This is a genomic window from Prevotellamassilia timonensis (assembly GCF_900106785.1).
Taxonomy (GTDB): domain Bacteria; phylum Bacteroidota; class Bacteroidia; order Bacteroidales; family Bacteroidaceae; genus Alloprevotella; species Alloprevotella timonensis.
In genome coordinates this window covers 25501-46658 of record NZ_LT629842.1, presented here as the reverse complement: position 1 = coordinate 46658, position 21158 = coordinate 25501, and the positions used below count along the sequence as shown (strand labels likewise).

Annotated in this window: 12 protein-coding genes and 2 pseudogenes; 6 read left to right on the top strand and 8 right to left on the bottom strand. The window is 49.9% G+C overall.

What is annotated here, in order from left to right; all coding sequences use genetic code 11:
* Positions 1-355: 355 nt before the first annotated feature.
* From dnaG to BQ5453_RS14430, 3 genes are all read right to left on the bottom strand, one after another.
* Positions 356-3487: a DNA primase gene (dnaG, locus tag BQ5453_RS03125; protein ID WP_071122114.1), complete on the bottom strand. Its 3132-nt coding sequence runs from the start codon at positions 3485-3487 to the stop codon at positions 356-358.
* A gap of 89 nt (positions 3488-3576) precedes the next feature.
* Complete coding sequence (locus BQ5453_RS03120; RefSeq protein ID WP_022102640.1) at positions 3577-3813, bottom strand: helix-turn-helix domain-containing protein; 237 nt, start codon at positions 3811-3813, stop codon at positions 3577-3579.
* Positions 3743-4057, bottom strand: coding sequence for a hypothetical protein (locus BQ5453_RS14430; RefSeq protein ID WP_202614961.1), 315 nt, complete (start codon positions 4055-4057; stop codon positions 3743-3745). The genes BQ5453_RS03120 and BQ5453_RS14430 overlap by 71 nt, the downstream gene beginning before the upstream one ends.
* Positions 4058-4794: 737 nt before the next feature.
* Between BQ5453_RS14430 and BQ5453_RS03115 the strand changes: the two genes are divergently transcribed.
* Complete coding sequence (locus BQ5453_RS03115) at positions 4795-5505, top strand: SanA/YdcF family protein (RefSeq protein ID WP_071122113.1); 711 nt, start codon at positions 4795-4797, stop codon at positions 5503-5505.
* A 150-nt stretch (positions 5506-5655) separates the two neighbouring features.
* On the opposite strand, the gene BQ5453_RS03110 is transcribed toward BQ5453_RS03115, so the two are convergent.
* Complete coding sequence (locus BQ5453_RS03110; RefSeq protein ID WP_071122112.1) at positions 5656-6177, bottom strand: hypothetical protein; 522 nt, start codon at positions 6175-6177, stop codon at positions 5656-5658.
* Positions 6178-6507: 330 nt separating this feature from the next.
* Here BQ5453_RS03110 and BQ5453_RS03105 point away from each other — a divergent pair, with 330 nt between their 5' ends.
* Positions 6508-8223: a putative transporter gene (locus BQ5453_RS03105; protein WP_071122111.1), complete on the top strand. Its 1716-nt coding sequence runs from the start codon at positions 6508-6510 to the stop codon at positions 8221-8223.
* Between the two features lie 254 nt (positions 8224-8477).
* Here the strand turns inward: BQ5453_RS03105 and thrA are convergent, their stop codons facing one another.
* From thrA to BQ5453_RS03090, 3 genes are all read right to left on the bottom strand, one after another.
* Positions 8478-10907 (bottom strand): bifunctional aspartate kinase/homoserine dehydrogenase I, encoded by a 2430-nt coding sequence (thrA, locus tag BQ5453_RS03100; RefSeq protein ID WP_071122265.1) that lies wholly within the window; start codon positions 10905-10907, stop codon positions 8478-8480.
* An 82-nt stretch (positions 10908-10989) separates the two neighbouring features.
* A complete protein-coding gene (locus BQ5453_RS03095; protein WP_071122264.1) occupies positions 10990-12492 on the bottom strand; it encodes a glycoside hydrolase family 10-like protein in 1503 nt (500 codons plus the stop codon).
* Positions 12493-13945: 1453 nt separating this feature from the next.
* Positions 13946-14758 (bottom strand): leucine-rich repeat domain-containing protein, encoded by an 813-nt coding sequence (locus BQ5453_RS03090; RefSeq protein WP_143033279.1) that lies wholly within the window; start codon positions 14756-14758, stop codon positions 13946-13948.
* Between BQ5453_RS03090 and BQ5453_RS03085 the strand changes: the two are divergent.
* Together BQ5453_RS03085 and BQ5453_RS03080 are read left to right on the top strand one after the other, a co-directional pair.
* Positions 14741-15451, top strand: a pseudogene (locus BQ5453_RS03085) (IS982 family transposase); the annotation flags it as partial. The gene BQ5453_RS03090 and the pseudogene BQ5453_RS03085 overlap by 18 nt on opposite strands.
* Positions 15451-16137: pseudogene (locus tag BQ5453_RS03080) on the top strand (IS982-like element IS1187 family transposase); the annotation flags it as partial. The pseudogenes BQ5453_RS03085 and BQ5453_RS03080, both read left to right, overlap by 1 nt.
* Here BQ5453_RS03080 and BQ5453_RS03075 read toward each other — a convergent pair.
* Complete coding sequence (locus tag BQ5453_RS03075; RefSeq protein ID WP_083361107.1) at positions 16118-18472, bottom strand: C10 family peptidase; 2355 nt, start codon at positions 18470-18472, stop codon at positions 16118-16120. The pseudogene BQ5453_RS03080 and the gene BQ5453_RS03075 sit on opposite strands and share 20 nt — an antisense overlap.
* Positions 18473-18692: 220 nt before the next feature.
* Between BQ5453_RS03075 and BQ5453_RS03070 the strand changes: the two genes are divergently transcribed.
* Together BQ5453_RS03070 and BQ5453_RS03065 are read left to right on the top strand one after the other, a co-directional pair.
* Entirely contained in the window at positions 18693-19673 is a 981-nt protein-coding gene (locus tag BQ5453_RS03070; RefSeq protein WP_022101762.1) for a glycosyltransferase, read from the top strand.
* 48 nt (positions 19674-19721) lie between these two features.
* Positions 19722-21086 (top strand): bifunctional cytidylyltransferase/SDR family oxidoreductase, encoded by a 1365-nt coding sequence (locus BQ5453_RS03065; protein ID WP_071122108.1) that lies wholly within the window; start codon positions 19722-19724, stop codon positions 21084-21086.
* Positions 21087-21158: the final 72 nt, after the last annotated feature.

The following is a 21158-nucleotide window of genomic DNA, read 5'->3' as shown; positions in this document are numbered from 1 at the left end:
CCCAAAGCATGGTATTGAGAGAAATGTTACAAGAAATTACATTCGATTACAAGAAAAGAATACTGTTAGATGTCTGAAAATGAGAGTGTTACAAATGTTACAAATGTTACAGCGATTTTTCGCCCTCGCCACACATAAAGGAAAATTTGAGACGGAGGAGGATTTTGCCGATACCATTGTTCCGTGCTGCGATTGGATAGCATGACGGGCATTCTCTCCTTCGATAACGCACGCTGTGCATGGGATTAGGACGGGCTGCACCTTTTGCAATGGTCATGTACCTCTAAAACACAAAAAAACACGGAAGCGGGGTGAAAGCTCCGTGCCTTTTGTAATAAACGAAAAGTTCCGCTGATTATTCCTCTTCATCGTCCGAATCACCTGTAATCAGATTGATGCCGAACTGGTCTACTAACTTCTGGTAGTCAAAGCAATAGCTGCGTGCCGATTGAGAGAGTTTGGCCGGGTTGCCATGCTTGTCCTGTTTGGCAGAGTCCAACACAGGGTAGCCATTGCGGAACACAATAAAGCGCACCACCTTCTGACCGAGATAAGCAGCACTGTTGGCAAGGTAGTATTTGAGAGCATCAGTAGGCAAAGTTTTCTCGTCCGTCTTGCGTCCCTCCTTGCGATAAAGATTGAAGATACGTGAAGTCTGCATATACAACACCGCTCGTTTATCCAGCCAAGAAGTATCCACCATGTCCGTTTTAAGCTTGGTGAGGTAGCGAATAACAAAATCGCCCGTATCATTGATGATACCCTCACTTGCAAGATACTGCACCACATTCCAAAAGCTGCCCAGCTCGCCATTCGTCTTACACTCCGCATTCTGTTTGAGAATACCTTCGATGACAATCTTGAAAAGGTCATCGTAAGCCAGCGTAGGAACTGCATCTTGCAGTACACGCAATGCCGCCAACGGCACACACCAGTTATTTACAATGCGATCCTCGCATTGCTTGCCTTGCAAAGCAACACTTACCTGTTTGCGTACCTCTTTGAGCGTACCCGTAAAACGCTCCTCAAACCGCTTGCGGTATTTGAGGAGAGCGATGGTGAGGTGTGTCAAACCACCCGAACGCATCTCCATGAGTCGCATATAATTCTTCTTCTCCTCTTGCGTGAACGTGGAACGCGGAAACTGCAAGAAAATCAATCGCGAGAAAAGCGCAATATCAGCCGTGGGCATCTCTTGTCCTGACAAGATGATGCCAGCATCTACGGCTGTCACCTCCTTCTTCTTGTCCAAATCCATGTTCATACGGCTACGTCCCGTGCCGTCCCACAGACCCTTCAAGAACTCAATGACCTTGGGGTCGAGGTCATTCTTATACTCATCAATGTGCGCTAAGGCATTTGCCGAAGCTGCCACTGTATCATTGAGGGCAGAGATTGTTGAGTTTTGGATATTCGGAGCTTTATACGCTATCGTGAACAACGATAAAAGCGTATGTCCCAGTTCCGACTTACCACTACCTTTCGGACCAAAGAGGTTGAGAATCGGAAACCAATGCTCTGCCGAAGCATTCGTGACCACATCACGGAATAGGGTGGCGAGATAGAACGCGAAGCCTATCCGCCCATTATCGCCAAACACCTTGAAAAGTTGTGTGGTAAACTCTTTCAGCGTAACGGAAGAGTAGTTGAGATGCACAAACTGCTTTTCAAACGTGAAAAGCCGGGCATCATCTTTGTAAATCTTCGATGAAGAAGGCAAATAGTAATTGCCCAAGTCGGGCAAACGCACAATGCCATAATCATCAGCCGTGTAAAACTTATTCTTGAAGAACACCCCATTGCCAAAAGCATAAAAGCCCTCACGTTGCCAGCCCATCTGCTTGATTTGCGAAGCCGTTTCCGTTTTCTCATAGAGAAACGATTTGAGTTTGGTAAGCTCACGTTCCGTAGCTTTCCAAATAAAGTTGCCTTGCCCTTCGATCTTCTGCTTAAACTTAGAAATGCTCACCAAGTCCTCTTGGTTGAGTTCAATCAACACCTTCATGTGTAATTCGTTTGTTAGTGTATACAGACGTTTCGGATTGAGATTATCCTTGATATGAAAAAGCGGTTCCATCGTAAAGTTCGACCACTCATAGACATTCCCTTTCTCCGTGATAGAGAAATACTTGCCGTTCTCCACATAAAAGCCAAAGCGTTTATAAAGGTCGTCCACCGCCTCCCCTCGTTCTCGTTTCTCTTCCTCCTCGATGCGTTTCTTCTCCGCATTGATAGCCTCCTTCCAAAAGCCCTTTTTGCCCGAAATGGCAGACAACTTATCTACGTACATTGATACGCCCGTCGGGTCGTCAATCAATGTCAGCAAATACGCAATTTCGCGCACCACCACACGCTGTTCTTCCGTGGTCTGCGCAAATCTGAAAGCCTTTTGCGCCCGCCACAGAATAAAGTCCACCTCTTCCACAGAGCGGAACACGTTCATATTCTGATAGAACGTGTCGGGATCCTGCTTGTGTGCATTCTCTATGTCGGGTATTTCCTTGATGGAAACCGACAAGCCACACTTCATAGCCAATTTGCCTGCCTCAAACACCACTTGCACGCCATGCCCGAAATGTTCGCCTCTTTTAGGCGGATCATCATCGGGCAAGAAACATACCTTGCTTGCACTTTTCTTGATCAGTGCAAAGTGGTCCTTATTCCAGGCAGAACCCAGTGCAGCCACCGTGTTCAGCACCCCGATGCTTTGCAACCGCATACAATCGGGTGCGCCTTCAACGAGGAACATCTTATCCGTATTGGCAGCTTGTCGCCAAGCGTCCTCCATACCAAACAGCACTCTTGACTTATGAAACAAAATCGAATCTGCGCTATTCTTATACTTGGGTTGCTCATCACCCAAACAACGTGCGGTGAAGCCTATCACATGCCCATATCGGTCATGGATAGGTATCACCACGCGGTCTTGGTACTGGTCATAGCCGCCTTTGTTCACCAAGCCCAACTCACTCAAAAACTCGCGCTTGATATTCAAGTTTGCGAGAGCTTTGCCCGACTTCGGAGCATAGCCAATGCCTTTGAGCGTACAATACTCCTCGCCCCAACGTCCAAAAGCATAGTTTTGCGCTTCTTTAGATAGCGCAAACTGCTCCACATAGAACTTTGCCACCTGTTCGTTTGCCACCAACAGCGCTTCCTTGTGCATGCGTTTCTGCTTGACTTCGGGATCTTCCTCCTGCTCCGCCACTTCTATGCCACACAGTTTGCCCAACTGCTTGACTGCTTCCACATAAGAAAGTCCATCACGCTTCATCAGAAACGCAATGGCATCACCTCCTTCACCGCAGCCAAAGCATTTGAATGTGCCTGTTTGCGGAAACACATAGAACGAGGGCGTCTTTTCCGCATGGAACGGGCAACAACCTACATAGCGAGGCCCACTTTTCTTCAGCTGCACCGTCTGACTGACGAGTGCCACTAAATCCGTAGCCTCCAATATGCGGTCTTTTATATCGTCTGGTATCATTGTTTACGTTTTGAGATTAAAAAGCCCCTGCCCATGCGCTTCACAGCGTAGGCAGGGGCAAAAAGTATATAGTGAATTAAGTGATGTTACTACTTATTTCGCAAAGCATTCACATACTCACTTTTAAGGATGTAATAGAAACGTCCTTCCTTGTGAGCAGGAATAATACCACGCCTAATACGTTTGCGGATTGTGTTAGGTGTTACGTCCAACACCTTAGCGAGTTGGGTGATGTTATAAATGACTTCCTGCGTGTCAATCAAGCTCCTCAGCTTTGAGGAGTCTGTCGTGGAAGTCGTCAATCTTGCGTTGCCATTGGTTTTCATAAACAGGATCGTTTTTATGTTCATCGAATTCTTTTCTCGAAACGCAGATGATGCCGACAGCATTTTCTTTCCAATAGCTACGGACATGCAAAGCAAGTCCTCTTTTGTAAAACACCTTTCGATTTAGTGATGCCACAGTAGAACGAAAAGAGTCCTCACTGCTGTGTGGCTTTAGCCGACCACATTTTATGCCCCCTAATTCTATGTTCATTGACCATTCGGTCATATTTGGAATAATATCCATTTCTTTCCTTTTATAAGTTGAACAATAGAAATGACTTGTCGGGCGTGCACACCTTTACACATGCAAAAGGTCCTAAATAACTATCACAAAGTTAGCTTAATCCACTTTTTTTAGCTAACTTTGTAGCCAGTTAATTAAGTGATTCAGACTCAACATTTTGCTTTAGTGAACGACCATTTGTCTGTTTGCATTTCGTTTACGGGTGCAAATATAGACCATGAAAATTGTCGAAAGAAATCTTAAGTAGTACTAAAAATATGTATGTATTAAGTCTTTAACACTTTGAAACAAATGCACTTGCAAAGTGCTACCACAAAAAAAAATCAAACATCTCCAATATTGGAAATATGCTTTTCCTCTTGTATCACTTGGTGAATTAAAAGACTAAGGTACATGTAGGCTTATGTAGGCTACATGGTGATACAAAAGGTGATACATAAAGATTTGAACCCGAAAAATCTGCTTACAAAAGGATTTGATCATTCAGCTATATTGACAAAATATAGGCTCAAAATGAGATGGTTATCATGCATTTAGTGAAATCAACAAACTATTTAAGTGCATGTTTCCAAGCGAGTCACTTATGATTCCAAGCAAGTCACCAAAAGAGTAATCAGAGGAGAGTATTACGCAAGTAATACTCTCTTTTTTTTGCATTGTGTGCCTTAGGCTAAAATAAGAAGGAGGCGATGATCTTATCCTCCACGGCAAAAAAAAGAAAGTTCTAAAGCCTCGCTATGATGAAGAAATATAAAGTCTTTTCCTATATAATTATTGGTGCTGTTATAACCACCCTATTGCTTTTGGCTACATGCAACAATATTATTTGCAGTAATGCAGAAGGCAGGTTATACACAGATATTGGTTCTATACCACCGTCAGAAGTTGGATTGTTATTAGGTACGACGCCTCAGACACGTATAGGACACAAACCTAATCAGTTTTTCAAATACAGAATTGACGCAACAGAGTCTTTGTATAAAGCAGGAAAGATCAAGTTAATCTTGATAAGTGGTGACGGAAACAGCCTTGACGGAATAAATGAGGTTGAGTGCATGAAAGACAGCCTTGTCGCCAGAGGCATACCAAAGAATGCATTTATTCTGGACGAAAAAGGATTCAGGACACTCGACGCTGTTGTTCGAGCAACAAAAATTTATAACGTGCACAGCTATGTCGTTATATCACAGAAGTTCCACTGCGAGCGTGCCATCTATCTCGCAGAGCATTGCGGGCTTGATGTACATAACCTTGTAGGTTTCAATGCTGCTGATGCTACTTCTAACATGGCTATCATGACCTACATAAGGGAATACTTTGCTCGTGTAAAAGTCTTTGTTGATATATTTACAGGTAAAGGACCTCGCTCTATGGAGAAAACTGATACTGAACCGGTGTCTGATGTAGCAAAAGACACCACTCGTGAAGAAAAAGGGAATCTCAATTGACATCAGAAACAAAACCGCTTGGTAAGGAAGGTGATTTTCAAGTTGCCTGAAACGTGCTTGCGTTTTTTGCAGCACGTTTCAGGCAACTTAAAAATTCCCCAAACGGTCTCGCTAAAAAGTCTATTTCGAACACGCCCGCCTATAAGGGCGTTACTTCTTTTTCTTAAACACGCCCTTTATTTTTCCAAAGGCTTTCTTGGCAGTTTGCCCCACCGAGCCTGCTGATTCTTTTGCATTGCCCGGTGTCAAATTGTCCTTACTGGGTATGCCGCCTCCTGCTACCGAAGGCGTACTGGGGTACCCAGCCTCATTTCTGAAATAGGTCACCAAATCGCGGTCGGCCTCCTTCTCGGTCTTGACCGTTACCGACGAAGAGTAGGTTTGTTCGCCTTTCATCACAATGCTTGTAGCCCTGTCGCCTTTAAGGGTTATTGTCACGCTATATTTTCCATCGCCCTTCTCCTTTGGGGTAAGGTTGAACGTCTCTTTGTTGCCCACTTTTTTGTAGTTGACAATGTTAAAGCACGGATCGGAGTCGCCGTCCATCCAGAACAGCTTTTTCTCACGACAAATCACATTGCGTCCAAAGTCGGTGTAAAGAAATTCTACCTGAGCCGAAGCGGACAGCGTTACGGCAAAAAGAATGGCAGTAAAGAATGCTTTTGTCTTCATAGTGTTGGTTTTTTGATGAATTATATAAAGCTTTGGTAATTATCGCAAATATAGTAATTATATTGCCTCTTGTCAAGACATCAGTCCCAAAAGTCACATTTGCCGGCACAAAAACAGGCAAGGGAGCAAGCAGTCACCACGTTGTACGCGCTAAAAAAAGGCGTTTATTTTGTCCAAATCGAAAATGTGAGTATCTTTGCCAAGGTCTAAGGTCTGACACCTTGCTAAAGAGTGTACGACAGACATTAAGACGCAACCTTGTTGACACAACTTTATTGTGACTGCTTGATAAAACATTTTCAATAACCATAATTATTTATCTTTACAACCATGGATTGGTTTCAATCTCTATTTTCGACGACCGACTCGGTGGCTCACATCGTGCTGTTGTTCTCCTTGGTCATTGCCGTTGGCGTAATGCTGGGCAAGATTAAGGTGGGCAGCGTATCGTTGGGCGTCACTTTTGTGTTGTTTGCCGGCATCGTGGTAGGGCACATCTACCACCAGCTGGGCATTACCGATCCCGACGGCGGGTATGCGTGTCCGGCCAAAGTGCTGAACTTTATCCAGGACTTCGGACTGATACTTTTCGTCTATTGCATCGGTTTGCAAGTGGGCCCGAGCTTCTTCCAGTCATTTAAGAAGGACGGTGTGCAGATGAACATGGTGGCGGTGGGCATCGTATTGCTCAACGTTATCACACTGCTTGGCCTTTACTATCTGGTGTTCGACACCAAAGACCCTACCAGCCTGCCTATGGCTGTGGGTGTGCTTTATGGTGCTGTGACCAACACGCCAGGTCTTGGTGCCGCACAAGAGGCCATCAACACACTTGGCATCGACATGAAGGGGCAGAACATTGCTGCTGGTTACGCCTGCGCCTATCCGCTTGGTGTAGTGGGCATCATTGGCGCAACCATCGCCATTCGTTACATTTGCCGCATCAAGCTCGACAAGGAGGAGGAGCAGATACGCATGTCGCAGCAGGACAACCCCCACGCCAAGCCTCACCACCTGTCATTGCGTGTTGAAAACAAGGCACTCGAGGGTAAAACATTCTCACAACTCACACAGTTCCTTGGTCGTACCTTTGTGTGTACGCACTACAAGCACAACGACGAGATCATCTCGCCCACCAAAGATACCACGCTGCACGTTGGCGACGAAATGAACGCTGTGTGCGCCATGGACGACGCCGAAGCGGCAACGGCCTTTATCGGTCGCGAAATTGAAGTGGACTGGCAGGCAGAGAAGGCTCCCATCGTGTCAAAACGCATTTTGGTAACCCAACCCGAGGTTAACGGCAAAACGTTTGGCGAGATGCACTTCAGTTCTATGTATGGCGTGAATGTAACACGTATCACCCGCCAGGGCATGAACCTCTTTGCCGACCGCGCGCTGCGCATACAAATTGGCGACCGCTTGATGGTGGCAGGCCCCGAGGACAGTGTGACACGCGTGGAACGCTTGCTCGGCAACTCTGTCAAGCGTCTTGACCACCCCAACGTGGGTGCCATCTTCCTTGGCATATTGGTTGGTATTATCTTTGGTAGCATTCCGTTCCAGTTCCCCGGCATGGCCACTCCGCTCAAGTTAGGCTTGGCAGGTGGTCCGCTGATTATTGCCATCTTGGCTGGTGCCTATGGCTACAAGTTCCACCTGGTTACTTACACCACTACCTCGGCCAACTTGCTGTTGCGCGAAATTGGCCTCATCTTGTTCCTTGCCGCTGTAGGCATCAAGGCCGGCAGCAATTTCTGGGACACTGTGGTGCAGGGCGATGGACTTACCTATGTGTGGGTAGGTTTCTTGGTTACAATCATACCTCTGCTCATTATGGGTGTGGTGGCCCGTTGGCGTTTCAAACTCAACTACTTCACGCTGATGGGTATCATTGCCGGTTCTAACACCGACCCCCCTGCATTGGGCTACGCCAACCAAACGGCTAACAACGATGCTGCATCGGTAGGCTATTCAACGGTTTACCCGCTGTCAATGTTCTTGCGCATCTTGGTGGCACAATCCATTATACTGTTCATGTGTTAAACGCACCGCTTGCACAATAGCTGAAATTAGCAGGAGGCAAATGCTTGCATATCGTCAAGCATTTGCCTCCTCTGTTGTTAAGAAATATCTAACTCTATTCAAGCACAAATGGGGGCGATGCGTCCCACATCGGAATATTGCCTTCAAGCCAACTATTCGTGGGCTATCACGCTATATTACCGATGCGGGACGCATCGCCCCCATTTGTGTTTGAGTTTGAGAGTGAAGAGCTGGTCAGTACGGCCCACCCGCGCTTACACATTAGCCACGCGCATGATGTCGGCAAACACACCGGCTGCTGTCACATCGGCGCCGGCACCATAACCTTGAATGAGCATGGGGTATTCGTGGTAGCGCTCGGTGGTGAGCAGTAATATGTTGTTGGAGCCTTCGAGGTCGTAGAGCGGGTGGCCCTGGCTGATTTCGCGCAAACCCACACGGCCCTTGCCATCGGCCCATTCTGCCACAAAGCGCCAACGCTTGTTTTCGCATGCAAGACGTTGCCGTTCGGCCTCAAATTGTGCATCAAGTTCGGGCAGATGCGCCCAGAAGTTGTCGAGCGAACCATCAAAGAGCGCCTGCGGAATGAACAAGTTGCTCTCAACGTCCTCCACATTGACACGATAGCCGCTCTCGCGTGCCAGGATAACGAGTTTGCGTATCACGTCCTTGCCCGAAAGGTCGATGCGGGGGTCGGGCTCGCTATAACCGTTTTCCTGTGCCAAATGCACGGCACGGCTGAGCGGAATATCGGCCGACAAGGTGTTGAACACATAATTGAGTGTGCCACTCAGCACAGCCTCAATTTTGAGCACACGGTCGCCCGAGCCACGCAAGTCGCTGATGGTGCTGATAATGGGCAAGCCGGCACCCACATTGGTCTCGAACAAGAATTTTACACCACGCTCACGGGCTGTTTGTTTGAGCATCTTGTAGTTGTCGTAATCCGACGATGCGGCAATTTTGTTGGCAGCCACAATGTTTACGTTGTGACGCAACAAGCGACCATACTGTGCAGCCACCTCCTCGCTCGCCGTACAGTCAACAAACACGCTGTTAAACGTGTTCATCTCTTCAATTTCGCTTATCATGCGCTCCACGCCGCCCGTGCCGCCCTGCTGCATGGCCTCGCGGTAATTGGCAGGGTCAATGCCCTCAACATTAAATGCGGCATGGCTGCGGCCGCTCACCCCCACAAGGTTGAGTTTCAAGCCGCGCTCACGCAACAACTTGTCGCGTTGCGCCGCTATCTGACTGAGCAAACTGCTGCCCACGGTGCCCGTACCACAAACAAACAGGTTGAGGTCTTCGTGTTCGCTCAGGAAGAAACTGTCGTGCAGCACATTAATCGTTTTGCGCAACTGTGCGCGATCTACCACAAACGACAAGTTCATCTCCTGCCCACCCATGGCGGTGGCATTGATGCTGATACCGTTTCGTCCCAACACGCTGAACAACTGTCCGGCAATGCCAGCCATGTGGCGCATACGTTCGCCCACAACCGCCACACTCGACAGTCCGTCAACCAACACGGCCGCATTCATGGCACCATCAGCAATCTCGGTCGCAAATTCGGCATCGAGCAGACGGCAAGCCTCGCGGGCGTCGTCAGGCGTCATACACAGAGTCGTGCTGGTCTCCGAAGAATTTTGTGCCACCATAAACACGCTGATGCCGCCAGCCGCCAAAGTGGTAAAGATGCGACGGTTCACGCCAATCACACCCACCATGGCCAAACCGCTCACCGTGACGGTGCTGGTGTCCTTGACCGATGATATACCACGGATAGGGCGTCCGCTCGGTGCAGCGTCCTTGCGTATGACACTGCCCTTGGCCTCAGGACGGAAGGTGTTCTTTACATATATAGGTATGTTCTTTTGACACACGGGATAGATGGTGGGCGGATACACCACCTTGGCGCCAAAGTTGCAAAGTTCCATGGCCTCGGCATACGACAGTTCGTCGATGGTGAAAGCCCCTGGTATGATGCGTGGGTCGGCCGTCATGAAGCCGTCCACATCAGTCCATATTTCAAGTGCCTCCGCATCGAGGGCTGCCGCCATTATGGCCGCCGTATAATCGGAACCTCCACGCCCCAGATTGGTAGTTACATCAGTCTCGGCATCGCTGGCTATAAAGCCCCCCATCACGGCCACCCCGCTCTGTTCACGGCCGAAAGTCTCGGTTATCAAGCGGTTGGTGACATCAAAGTCGAGCAAGTGCTTGTCGCTCTCATGCACAGTTTTAATAAAGCGTCGCGAGTCGTAGTGCGTGGCGCCACTGATGAGTTCTGCCACAATGAGCGACGACAAGCGTTCGCCGTATGCCACAATGGCATCACTAATCTTTGGTGTGAGGTCTTGAATAAGGCACACGCCATGCAGAATGCTGCGCAGTTCGCCCAGCAGAGCATCGATATTTGCCACAAGGCGTGCCTGTTTTTCGGGAGCTATCACGTCCGACACCATTTGGTGGTGGCGCTCCGTGATGGCCTCCACCTCGGCCAAATAAGCCACATTGCCCTTCGAGGCCAGTTGGGTGGTCTTTATCAACTGGTCTGTCACGCCGCCAAGTGCCGACACCACCACTATGAGGGGGGTGCCAGCACGCTCGACAACGCTTTTTACGTGTTTTATAGCAAAGGCAGTGCCCACCGAGCTGCCGCCAAATTTCAGTACTTTCATGCGTCTGTTTAGTTTGTTGATATGTACAGGAGCATGCCGGCCAGCTGCACCGCCGGCCGCAGCTCCCAACACCCTATACGTGCTAAAGTTTTACGTTGCGCTTCACGCCCTTCGACTCGTTTTGCAAGCGGTCGAGCGCGGTCACAACATACACATATTTGTCGTGTCCGCCCTGGTAAGGCAGTTTGTAGCAAGTCTGCGGTGTCACTGTCACAATGTGCGAGGGGTCGAACAAGTCAACGCGTTCACCCTTCTTAAAGCGGTAAACCACATAGTTGCGTGCGCGATCCATTTCCTTGCTACCCTTCGGTGCCGTCCAGAACAGGTAGTAGCCGTTAGGCATCCACATAGCCTTCAGTTTGCGTGGTTTGCCCGGTGCCTTATCATCAATAAAGGGGAAGAGCGGTTGCAAGGCCGGAGTGCGGTTGTACACCTTTTGCAGTGCAGTGGCATAGTTGCCCTCATTGCGCACCACCGCGGCCGAATACCACAGGCAGCCACCCTGAATGCCGCGCAAGGTGCGCTGCAAGCGGAGTTTGGCTCCCATCTGGTTGACATTCGGATTGTTCAAGTCGGCGGCACGCACCGTGCGCTCCACGTCCTGACCTATAAACAAGGGACGCCCGCCGGCAAAGCGGCTCCACCACTTTACAAGTTCTTCGTAGTCGGCCGTTCTATGTCCAATTTCCCAGTACAGTTGCGGAATATTGTAGTCCACCCACCCCTGGTTTATCCAGTAAAGCACATCGGCATACAAGTCGTCATAGTTCTGCAGTCCATTGGTTTTGGAGCCAGGAATGTTTGAGCCGGCCTTCACATTGTGATAAATGCCAAACGGACTCACGCCAAACTTCACCCAAGGCTTTACAGCCCGAATGCTGTCGTGCAAGGCTTTAATAAAGAGGTTGACATTATAGCGGCGCCAATCGTTGATGTTGTTGATGCCATTCTTGTGCGTTTCGTAGGTAGCCTGGTCGGGAATGCTCACCCCCGCCACGGGATAGGGATAAAAATAGTCGTCAATATGCACGCCGTCCACATCGTAGCGTCGCACAATGTCGGCAGCTATTTTGCAAATGTAAGAGCGGTTCACATCGAGCCCCGGGTCGAACAGGTAAAGCCCGTCATACTCAAAGAAGCGTTCGGGGTGCTTTACATAAGGGTGCGTCACAGCCAGTTCCTTGGTTGTTTTGGTCTTGGCTCTGAAGGGGTTAATCCATGCGTGCAATTCCATGCCGCGCTTGTGACACTCTGTCACCATCCAGGCAAGGGGGTCCCAATAAGGGTTGGGGGGCGTGCCCTGTCGCCCTGTTAGGAAACGGCTCCACGGTTCGTAGGGCGAGGCATACATGGCATCAGCCTCGCCACGCACCTGAAACATAATGGCATTAACGCCACACTGCTGCAACACGTTGAGCTGGTGTGTCAAATTGGCCTGCATCTCGTCGCGGTCCATGCCCATAAACTGGCCATTTATCATCTGTATCCATGCCCCACGAAACTCACGTTTGGGCAGTACTTCCTGGGCCGAGACACAAGGCCAAAGCAGCAATAGGGTTAACAAAAAGGTATATATACGCTTCATTATTCTGATAATGTTGTTACTATTTAAGGCGTAAAGGTAGTGTTTTTTTGTGAGAGCGGGCCACACACGTGGACATTTTTGCACAAGCAGGTGTTCAAACGCATAACACATTGGCAGAATTAGTAAACAAGTTGACGGGTTAACGGGTTGACTTATTAACCAGGGTGTTCAAAATTGGCATCAAGGACAAGGCTTCTTTTTAGGGGCGTTTTAAGTTGCCTGAAAGCGCTGCCAAGAAACGCAAGCACTAATGGGGGCGACGCGTCTCGCGTCGGGATAGAGAGAGGAGGAAAATACGAACTCTACTAAATAATAGCTGAATATTTTCCCGACGCGAGACGCGTCGCCCCCATTAGTGCTTGCGTTTCTTGGCAGCGCTTTTGTGGCGCACGCACCCCCAATAATTGATTTTGTTGATTTTGTCTACACCCTGCACTTTTTACCTGCACTACACTGATTATCAATGCGTTACAGAGTGTAGGTAAGTCTGCATTTTACATACACGCTACCTGCACTTGTCAATAATTCTTCTACACTTGTCTGCACTTGCTTGCACTTCTGCCTGCACTTCTTACACTTTATCTACACTTACTTGCACTCGCTTGCATTTTGTCTACACTTACTTGCACTCGCTTACATTTTATCTACACTTACCTGCACTCGCCTACACTTTGTCTACACGCGCTTACACATTTGCTTACTGGCACAAGTACGCACGTTTTTTAGTCAAATTCGTGTAAAGGCATAAGTATAATTGTGCTTCGGCCACACCAGGGCACGCGTTCACTTATGACTGTTGGCATTGCCTGCATTGGGAGGTAGGCGTGCCGATTGCTCCAACTGAAAATTCTCTCCCCCGTAACAGGACTGCCACGGTGCTACAACCATCTTGTCGCACACACTACTGTGTGGGCTAACCATAGTTTCCTCGTTTTGCGCCTGTTGGCAGAACAACCAAAGGCGAGCTACTCAGTTTCTGGGTAGTGCAGAGTGTAAGTGTGTAGTGCAGGCAAAGTGTAAGTGTGTAGGCAGAGTGCAGGTATACCTACACTCTGCAACACATTGATTATCAATGCAGTGCAGGCAAAAAGTGCAGAGTGCAGACAAAATCAACAAATTCAATCTTTGGGGGGAATGCAAGTAAAGGCGCAAGTAAAGACGTTACCACAAAACGCTAGCTCAAGACGCTAGCACAAAATGCTAGCACAAAACGCTAGCTCTAATGGGGGCGACGCGTCTCGCGTCGGGAAAAGATGCAGCAATTATTTAGTAGAGTTTGTATGCCTTTCCTTTCTCTGCCCGACGCGAGACGCGTCGCCCCCATTAGAGCTAGCGTTTAGAGCTAGCGTCTTGAGCTAGCATTTGCACTCGCGTTTAGTGCTAGCACTTTGAGCTATCGTTTTGTGTTTGAAGAAACGCTAGCGTTTTGTACTTGTATTTTGTGCTTGCCACCTTATGGCGCTACCAATATGCTGGGCGCGTCAAGCCAAACACGACTTTCGCCGCCTGGCAACTGCACCACACGCTGCAAAGTGCCGTCGAGGTGGTAAATGCTTACGCTACGTGCCTTGTCAAGATGCAGAACGAGCCACTGGCAGCCTGCAGCCTTTATAGTGAAGGCGGCATCACGACCCGTAGTCGCCGGCGTCAGGCCCGTGGCCACATTTTCAAGGTCGCCAACTATTGTGCCAAACTTGCCCCAAAAGCCTGATGTGCGATAAGCCTCTTCGCAAGATGCGGGTACATGCAGCGTCACATTATTCGGGCGGCACTGGGCAAAAGGATAGTCATTGCCATCGCTGCCTGTTGGCGGCATCACCGCATAACTGTATATGTCGGTAAGGTACTGACAGCCACAGAAGGCATTGTCGCCCAGTCCCTCTACGCTGGCGGGCAGACTTATCTGCATAAGCATGGGGCAGTTGCGGAAACATTCACTGCCTATATAGCGCAAAGTGGGAGGCAACTGCAACGAAGCAAGATTTACGCAGCCCATAAACTGTTTGGCCTTGAGTGTGTCGACACGCAACTGCAAATTGAGCGATGTCACGAACATATTACCCACAAAGGGCGAAAGGCCGTCAGTTTCTTCAAAACCACACACTGTGTAATCAAGGCCCTCACAACTCACCGTGGCCGGTATGGTCACCTCTCCGCCGTAGTAGGTGGTTTGCCCACTCGGTATGGCCACCTCGGCATAATTGCCATCACCTTTACCCGTTGGCGGAATTAATTTAAGTTGATAAATATGAGTAAAAAGTTGCACATATCGCTGATTTTTAGTAACTTAGTGGTGTTCAAAACATTAAGTCCAAACCATCGTATGTACAACCTTTATACAAAATTCGTCAAAATACTCGAGATATGCAAGCAATTCTCTGAAAATCTCGTCAATGAATCGGGTAATGTTCCACGTCGTGGTCCTGTTCCCAAGTTTTCGGATTTGGAAGTGGTGGCGCTATCCTTGACGGCAGAGACCGAGAGCATTGATAGTGAGAAGTGGTTGTTCGACTATAAATTGCAAGAGTACAAGGACAACATTCCTAATCTCATATCAAGGAGACAGTTCAATGACCGCAGGAAGAAAACGGCAGGCCTGTGTGAGGAACTGCGCAAGCGGATTGCCATGGAAATGGATGGCGGAGAGGAACAATTCTTTGTTGACTCCAAGCCGATAGAGGTCTGTAGGGTTGCAAGAGGAAAACGTTGCAAGATGGGACGTACCGGCAATTTCTCGCAAGCTCCCGACTTCGGCTTCTGTGCTTCGCAGAACACGTATTATTTTGGTTATAAGTTACACGCTCTCTGTGGGTTAAGTGGAGTTATCCATTCCTATGATCTGTCAAAGGCAAGTGTGGCGGACCTCCATTATATGAAGGATGTAAAACATACTTATCACGACTGTAGCATCTATGGTGACAAAGGGTATATTGGAGCTGACGTACAGCTTGACTTNTTCCTAATCTCATATCAAGGAGACAGTTCAATGACCGCAGGAAGAAAACGGCAGGCCTGTGTGAGGAACTGCGCAAGCGGATTGCCATGGAAATGGATGGCGGAGAGGAACAATTCTTTGTTGACTCCAAGCCGATAGAGGTCTGTAGGGTTGCAAGAGGAAAACGTTGCAAGATGGGACGTACCGGCAATTTCTCGCAAGCTCCCGACTTCGGCTTCTGTGCTTCGCAGAACACGTATTATTTTGGTTATAAGTTACACGCTCTCTGTGGGTTAAGTGGAGTTATCCATTCCTATGATCTGTCAAAGGCAAGTGTGGCGGACCTCCATTATATGAAGGATGTAAAACATACTTATCACGACTGTAGCATCTATGGTGACAAAGGGTATATTGGAGCTGACGTACAGCTTGACTTGTTCGAAACCGCACACATAAGACTGGAGTGTCCGTATCGGCTCAACCAAAAGGATTGGAAACCGACATTCATTCCGTTTGCAAAGGCAAGAAAGAGGATTGAGACAATATTCTCACAACTTACAGACCAGTTCTTGGTCATCAGGAACTATGCGAAAATAACGAATGGTTTGTTTGCCAGGATCATTGGCAAAATTAGTGCACTTACCATTCTGCAATACGTAAACTTCATTAACGACAAGCCCATTGGCAGAATTAAGTATGCACTAAATTAATTCCGCCAACAGGTTCACCTTTATATATAGCGTTATATGTGATACCATTGCTGCTAAACCGCTGAGGCAGTGCTGGCAGGTCGTCAACAAAATGGCTGAAACTGCTCCATTTGTCGCTGCGCTTAAACACCTCTGCAAGCCCTTGCTGCACATGCACCGTTACGACACTGGCATCAGGCATATTGCCAAACGCTCCTGTGGACACACAATCGGGCGACGATGATGGCACATAGATATCGGTCAGTGCGCCGCAGCCGGCAAGGAGGTCTGTGCCTGTGGTTTGCAGACTGACTGGCAATGTGATCGACTTCAAGGCACTACAATTCTTAAACGTCTCGCTCCCCATTTGTGTCAAGGAACGGGGCAGCACACAGGTTGCCAGACGGTCAAACCCCTTGAACGGGGCGCCAAACAAGCCTTGTGCCACAGTAGCGCGCTCCATATCAAGCGACTTCAACGTTTGAAGAGTTGAAAGATACTGCACATCGCTGTTGTCAAGATTACCTGCCAACGTGAGCGACTCCACGGCATCAGCGTCCGCAGCAACCTTTAGCAAGGCGGACTGCAACGCTCCCGCATTAGCCACTTTCACCTCACACGCTGCCACAAGCTCCGATGGCATATAGCCATTTGCCTTGATATAGAGCGTGTCTGCCGTCAGCGTCAAGGCACCATTTGAGGCCGTCTGCCAACTGCCACCCTGCCGCCACTGCACAAGCTGCTTTGCCACACCATTGTCAAAGGTTACCTTATAATGATAGGGTGAACCGAGCAAGGGTTTGCCTTCATAGCTCACATTACCAAGGTTTTGGTCGTCGATGGTAGCGTGCTTTGTGTCACAAACAACCTGCACCACCGGCACCTTGCGCTCAAAAGCCGGCACTACCACGTTCTGCCCCTTGGCGTCCCTCACTGGTTGCCACTGGGCAGAACCGTCCTCTCGTGCCACAAGACACAAATAGTCGCCTGTTTCGGCACCGTTTGCAGCGCTCAAGCTAAAGTCCACACTCTGGCTGCTTCCGCCATTCATTGCCACGTCCTTACTGCCAACACGCTCCACCACCGTGCCGTCAGCATGACACAAGTGCCACTGCATCTGGCCCTTCCAGTCGCGCAGCGCGGTGAGGTTTGACAAATGTATGTCCACCGCAGTGTTGGCCACAAGCGTTGTGAGGGGTGTATAATAGCCTTGATACTTATTGTCGCGTTCGAGTGTCAACGGGGCACAACCATCGTCTTTGAGCGGCACAATGCCCACCACTGCCTGCTGCCGGTTGGCAAACTCTATTGAATGGCCTGTTGCATTCAATGCCGACACGGCAAAGTAGCCGTTGCCACTGCCATTCCACCCAAAATTAAAGTGGAACAAGTTGTCGCGGTATCCATCGAGCACAAAGCCGTGCGAGCCGCGGCCTAAGGTAGACTCACCAGTGTATAGCACAGGGCGCCCGTTGTCTATTTCGTTACGCATCATGCCGTCCCACGTTGCCGCATCATAGTTACTGGCCGACAACAAGCGGGCCGTAGCGGCATATCTGAAATACTTTTGGAGCGCACCCGGCACCAGACTTTGGTTTGCACCGCTGCTTTCAGCGTTATAATACATCTCCACCGCTATGCCCGCATGGCGCATGAGCAGCGCCACCGCCTTGGCCTGCTGCTCTGTGTACGAAGTGTAGCTGAGCGGCATATTGCCCCAATCGTAATGTGTCTGCCCAAAGTTGGCCGTCATTACAGAGTCCTTCCATATATGTGTCTTACTCCCCGCCCCACTTTCGGGCCACTGGTAATAGCGCATCACAATAGCCATTGCCGTAGCGGCGCAGCCCGTTGGGGTAGCCTCTGGCGTCATGCGGTTGAAGGGGTCACCTTGTCCCCAATCGGCAGTTATTAGTTGGCGCTCGCCCTTATGGAGCGTTGCCACACGGGCCGCATTGGCTGGAGCCTCAGCCAACGCCGCGTACTGGGCCTTATATCCGTCGAGCAGTTCTACCAAACCGTCGGGCAGTTTGTCTGCCGTCACGGCTTGGTCGGTATATCCTAACACGAGGGGCATACGCTCATCGCCCGACACCACTACCAGCTGTCCGCTCTGTGCATTGGTAAACAGATAATAGGCCGCCTGGCACGGCATCTCGCCCGTCTGCTTGGTCAGCACCCGCCGACCGCCATCGTCACGCTTCATGCGCCACGAACTGACAGCAGTGTCTTGTCCCGTTGTCTTAAAGAAGTTGCTTGCCGCCTTGGCAGCCTCATCATACGTCCTTCTCTGGGCCTGGCCCGACAGCACGACGGACAGCAGAACGCATATCGTTGTAAAGAATCTTGTAGTCATAGTGTATTATTAACTGGTGTGCTCCTTTCATACACGTGTACCAAAGTGCACGCTGCAAAGATACTTATTTGGCATCTATAAATTGGCTCTTTCTCCGCACATAATTCTCTCACTTAACGCATTCGTAACCTGCGCAGTACGGGCTAAAAAGTTATACTAATTAAAAATAGTGGCTGCATTCCTCCGTCATAACTATAAATTTTGCATACCTTTGTATACTATGAACGATGACAACAGCACTCCACTCACCGTGTCGGTAGTTATGTGCACCTACAATGGCGAGCAATTTCTGCGCGAGCAAATGGACTCCATACTGGCGCAAGATTACCCCCTGCACGAAATCATTGTGCAGGACGACCGCTCGACCGACGACACCTGGGACATATTGCAAACCTATGCCAAGGCGCACCCGGGCCTGTTCAAACTGTTCCGCAACGACGAGCAACTGGGGTTCAACCGCAACTTTCACACGGCCCTGCTGCGTGCCACAGGACAATACGTGGCCATCAGCGACCAGGACGACATTTGGTTTCCACAGAAAATAAGCAAGCAAGTAGCAGCCATAGGCAACGCTGACTTGTGTTTTTCCGATTACTACACAGATCTGCACTACACACTGCCACTGCACAACTATGTGTCGCCGCGCACCGACTTCGAACACATGCTCTTTTACGACTGCACGCCAGGACACAGCATGCTGCTGCGCACCGACTTTGTCAAAGGCATCAAACTGTGGAATTACGACATATACTATGACTGGTGGCTCAGTATGCACGCCCAGATGGGGCACGGCTTGGTCAAGGTGGACGAAGCGCTCAACTGGCACCGCCACTACGATGGTTCGGCCACCACGCACGTCTATCGCAAAGGCTTTTACGAGGCTGTGCCACACCCCACATGGCAACCCTATGCATGGGGCACACTGCACAGGCTGCACTTGCAGCGCAAGCGCAACTACCGCTTCTTCTACACCTACCTTGCACAGCACATCGACCGCCGCAAGCACCCCGTGCCGGCACGCATAGCGCGTCTCATGCTGCGCCGCTGTCCGTTTGCCGTGCTGGAGCTGTGCCTCATCTGCGCCAAATACTACAACCGTATCTACCCCGGCAGGCCACGGGGACTGAAAGGGCGCATTCGCGGATTTTTCTATCCGCTGATTTCGGCCTACGGCAACGATCTATTCAAACTCGAAAAATAAGCAGGCTACAAACACCTGCTTAGTAAAATAGCAACACTCTTCTCTTATATGATTCGCAACATAGCCATTGTGCTGGCCGGCGGCGTTGGCAGCCGTCTGGGCCTGAGCACACCCAAACAGTTTTTCAAGGTGGCCGGCAAGATGGTCATCGAACACACCATCGACACCTTTGAGCGCAACCCTCACATCGACGAGATTGCCATTGTGTCGAACCCCGTTTACGTGCCCGACGTTGAAAACATCGTGCTGCGCAACGGGTGGAAGAAAGTGAAAAAGATATTGAAGGGAGGCAAGGAGCGCTACGACTCGAGCCTTTCAGCCATTCATGCCTACGAGGGCGGCGAGGAGGTCAACCTCGTGTTCCACGATGCCGTGCGCCCATTGGTGTCGCAACGCATCATCGACAATGTGTGCGAAGCCTTGAACACATATCAGGCCATCGATGTCACCGTGCCAGCTGTCGACACCATTATCGAGGCCGACGGCGACCACATTGCAGCCATTCCCGACCGCTCGCGGCTACAGCGCGGCCAGACACCGCAGGCTTTCCGCCTCTCGGTCATTTCGGAAGCCTACAAGCGCGCCTTCAACGACCCCGACTTTAAGGTGACCGACGACTGCGGCGTGGTGGTCAAGTACATGCCCGAGGTGCCCGTACACCTTGTTGCAGGCGAAGAGAGCAACATGAAACTTACCTACAAGGAGGACACCTTCTTGCTCGACAAACTATTCCAGCTCCGCGGTTCACAGGCACCCGAGGTGCCTGGCAAGGAGCATTTTGGCGGCCGCGTGGCAGTAGTGTTTGGCGGCTCATACGGCATAGGCAAGGATATTGCCACCGAACTGCGCAACGCTGGTGCCAAGGTGTACAGCTTTTCGCGCTCCCTCACTGGCACCGACGTGGGCAACCGCCGCGACGTGGCACGTGCGCTCAAGGAGGTGGCCGACAAGGAGGGCAAAATTGATTATGTTATCAACACCGCCGGGGTGCTGAACAAGGAGCCGCTTTGCTCCATGGACTACAGCATCATTCAAGCTGCGGTACAGACTAACTATATGGGCACCGTCAATGTGGCGCTCGAGGCATACAATTACCTCAAGCAAACGCAAGGGCAGCTCATCTTCTTCACCTCGAGCAGCTACACCCGCGGCCGGGCTTTCTACAGCATTTATTCGTCTACCAAGGCTGCCATTGTCAACTTTGTGCAGGCCATTGCACAGGAGTGGGAATCGGTTGGCATTCGCGTCAACTGCATCAATCCTGAGCGCACCAAAACCCCCATGCGCGTCAAAAACTTTGGCGTGGAGCCCGACGATACGCTGCTCAAGTCTGAGGTAGTGGCCGACGCCACGGTGCGCTGCCTCATGGCCGACTACACTGGCCAAGTCATTGATGTTAAACGGCAAGGTTAGGGTTATGAGGGGTTAGGGGGTTAGAAGGTTAGAGGGTTAAAAGAACGCTACCTCTAATGGGGGCGACGCGTC

What these genes read in the sequence shown, in the direction of transcription:
- dnaG (WP_071122114.1), bottom strand. Translation starts at nt 3,487, where the DNA reads ATGATACCAGACGATATAAAAGACCGCATATTGGAGGCTACGGATTTA.
- BQ5453_RS03120 (WP_022102640.1), bottom strand. Translation starts at nt 3,813, where the DNA reads ATGAAAACCAATGGCAACGCAAGATTGACGACTTCCACGACAGACTCC.
- BQ5453_RS14430 (WP_202614961.1), bottom strand. Translation starts at nt 4,057, where the DNA reads ATGGATATTATTCCAAATATGACCGAATGGTCAATGAACATAGAATTA.
- BQ5453_RS03115 (WP_071122113.1), top strand. Translation starts at nt 4,795, where the DNA reads ATGATGAAGAAATATAAAGTCTTTTCCTATATAATTATTGGTGCTGTT.
- BQ5453_RS03110 (WP_071122112.1), bottom strand. Translation starts at nt 6,177, where the DNA reads ATGAAGACAAAAGCATTCTTTACTGCCATTCTTTTTGCCGTAACGCTG.
- BQ5453_RS03105 (WP_071122111.1), top strand. Translation starts at nt 6,508, where the DNA reads ATGGATTGGTTTCAATCTCTATTTTCGACGACCGACTCGGTGGCTCAC.
- thrA (WP_071122265.1), bottom strand. Translation starts at nt 10,907, where the DNA reads ATGAAAGTACTGAAATTTGGCGGCAGCTCGGTGGGCACTGCCTTTGCT.
- BQ5453_RS03095 (WP_071122264.1), bottom strand. Translation starts at nt 12,492, where the DNA reads ATGAAGCGTATATATACCTTTTTGTTAACCCTATTGCTGCTTTGGCCT.
- BQ5453_RS03075 (WP_083361107.1), bottom strand. Translation starts at nt 18,472, where the DNA reads ATGACTACAAGATTCTTTACAACGATATGCGTTCTGCTGTCCGTCGTG.
- BQ5453_RS03070 (WP_022101762.1), top strand. Translation starts at nt 18,693, where the DNA reads ATGAACGATGACAACAGCACTCCACTCACCGTGTCGGTAGTTATGTGC.
- BQ5453_RS03065 (WP_071122108.1), top strand. Translation starts at nt 19,722, where the DNA reads ATGATTCGCAACATAGCCATTGTGCTGGCCGGCGGCGTTGGCAGCCGT.